This is a genomic window from Cobetia sp., from assembly GCF_983723665.1.
Window position 1 is genome coordinate 9,771 of record NZ_CFDJES010000052.1, and the last position, 2,255, is coordinate 12,025.

Genomic DNA, 2,255 nt, shown 5'->3' on the forward strand with positions numbered 1-2,255 from the left:
CTGGCCTAGACGCTGAAGCTCTCGCCACAACCACACTCGTCCTTGACGTTGGGGTTGTTGAAGCGGAAGTAGCGGTTCAGGCCGTCCTTGACGTAGTCCACTTCGGAGCCGTCGAGCACGGTGAGGGCTTCGGTGTCGACATAGACGGTGGCGCCGTGATCGACGAAGACGGCGTCTTCCTCGTTGACCTCGTCAGCGAAGTCGAGCACGTAGCTGTAGCCGGAGCAGCCGCTGGGCTTGACCGAGACACGCAGGCCAAGGCCGTGGCCGCGCTCGGCCAGCACGACGCGGATCTGGTCGGCGGCGGAGGAGGAAATCGACAGATGTGCCATGAGCAGTCTCCCGGGTCAGGCGCGCAGCGACGTCAGGGCATGCCTGAGTTCGCCGAGCGCGGATTCGATGTCGGCAGCGGTGGTGAAACGACCGAAGCTGAAGCGCAGTGATGCCAGCGCCAGCGGACGGGGCACCCCGATGCCGGTGAGGACGAACGACGGTTCGACACTGGCGGAATTGCAGGCCGAGCCGGTGGAAATCGCGATGCCGCGCAGCGCCATCAGCATCGCCTCGCCATCCACGCCCTCGAAGGCGAGATTGACGATGTTGGGCGCGCTGACCTCTATATCGGTATTGAAGTGCACGCCTTCAAGGCCGGCAAGCCCGGTGACGAACTGATCACGCAGCGCGACGAGGTGCTGGTGATCGGCGTCGAACTGCTCGGCGCTCAGGCGGTAGGCCTCGCCCATGCCGACGATCTGATGGGTCGGCAGGGTGCCGGAACGCATGCCGCGCTCATGGCCACCGCCGTGGATCAGGGCATCGACCTTGATCTGCGGCTGGCGACGCACGTACAGCGCGCCGATGCCCTTGGGGCCGTAGGCCTTGTGGGCGGACAGTGACAGCATGTCGATGGGCTGACGGCTGACATCGATCTGCACCTTGCCGGGGGCCTGGGCGGCATCGACATGGAAGGCCGCGCCATGCGAGTGGGCGATGTCGCCCAGCGCATCCAGGTCATTCAGGCTGCCCAGCTCGTTGTTCACCGCCATCAGCGATACCAGGATGGTGTCGCTGCGCAGGGCGTCGCGCAGGCTGTCAGGGCTGATGCGGCCGTCAGGCTGCGGCGCGATGCGAGTGACCTCGAAGCCTTCCGCTTCCAGTGCACTGGCGGTATCCAGAATCGCCTTGTGCTCGATGGTCGAGGTGATCAGATGGCGGCCACGCGCGGCATTGGCACGCATGTAGCCGGTCAGCGCCAGGTTGTCGGCTTCGGTGGCACCGCTGGTCCAGACGATCTCACGCGGGTCGGCACCGATCAGTTCGGCGACCTGACGACGCGCGCCCTCGACGGCCTGCTCGGCCAGCCAGCCCGGCATGTGACTGCGCGAGGCCGGATTGGCGAAGGTGCCGTCCTGCGTCAGGTGACGCATCATCAGCTCGGCGACGCGTGGGTCGACGGGCGTGGTGGCGGCATAGTCAAGGTAGATCGGCTGGGACATGGTGACTTCCTGAAGACACGACAGACAGTGATGACGGTGAACGTGATGAAGGCGATCTCGAAGGCGATGGGGCGCGGCGAGCATCGCCTCGGCTGGCCGTGCTCAGCCTGGCTGGCAAACGCCGCTCAGCTGCCTTGCATGACGGTGATCGGTGTCGGCTCGCACGCCTTGCGCTGACGACTGGCGATCTGGCGAATCTCTTCGCGCGCGACCAGGTCGGCCAGGCTGATGCCGTCGAGAAAGCCGTGGATCTCGTCGGACAGATCACACCACAGATGGTGCGTCAGGCAGGTGTCACCGGCCTGACAGTCCGACATTCCCTGACAGCGTGTGGCATCGACTGACTCGTTGACGGCGTCGATGATGCACGCCACCGAGGTGGTCTCGAGTTCGGTATCCAGCAGATAACCGCCACCGGGGCCACGCACGCTCTTGACCAGACCTGCACGCCGCAGACGCGCAAACAGTTGCTCGAGATACGACAGCGAGATGCCCTGGCGTACGGAAATATCGGCCAGACAGGTCGGGCCGCAACTGGCATGCAGGGCCAGATCGAGCATCGCGGTGACGGCGTAGCGTCCCTTGGTGGTCAGGCGCATGACAGAGTCCGTGAGCAGATGGAGCCTGCGACGTTGAGGACGAGGCCGGGCGTAGTCGCCGCCTCTGGCGAGACGGCGTATCAATGCGCCCCATTATGGTGGGGTGGTCTGGCGGGGTCAATCCCGACTGAATTGGTCAACTTTAGCCATGCTGACGTTC

3 protein-coding genes are annotated in these 2,255 nt (G+C 64.9%); all 3 read right to left on the reverse strand.

What is annotated here, in order from left to right:
• Positions 1 to 5: 5 nt before the first annotated feature.
• Entirely contained in the window at positions 6 to 332 is a 327-nt protein-coding gene (locus tag AC4FAH_RS07250; RefSeq protein ID WP_043333813.1) for a HesB/IscA family protein, read from the reverse strand.
• A 15-nt stretch (positions 333 to 347) separates the two neighbouring features.
• A complete protein-coding gene (locus AC4FAH_RS07255; RefSeq protein WP_153636517.1) occupies positions 348 to 1,496 on the reverse strand; it encodes an aminotransferase class V-fold PLP-dependent enzyme in 1,149 nt (382 codons plus the stop codon).
• 125 nt (positions 1,497 to 1,621) lie between these two features.
• On the reverse strand, positions 1,622 to 2,095 hold the full coding sequence (locus tag AC4FAH_RS07260; protein ID WP_043333815.1) for a Fe-S cluster assembly transcription factor: 474 nt from the start codon (positions 2,093 to 2,095) through the stop codon (positions 1,622 to 1,624).
• Between the last annotated feature and the right edge of the window lie 160 nt (positions 2,096 to 2,255).

What these genes read in the sequence shown, in the direction of transcription:
- AC4FAH_RS07250 (WP_043333813.1), bottom strand. Translation starts at nt 332, where the DNA reads ATGGCACATCTGTCGATTTCCTCCTCCGCCGCCGACCAGATCCGCGTC.
- AC4FAH_RS07260 (WP_043333815.1), bottom strand. Translation starts at nt 2,095, where the DNA reads ATGCGCCTGACCACCAAGGGACGCTACGCCGTCACCGCGATGCTCGAT.
- AC4FAH_RS07255 (WP_153636517.1), bottom strand. Translation starts at nt 1,496, where the DNA reads ATGTCCCAGCCGATCTACCTTGACTATGCCGCCACCACGCCCGTCGAC.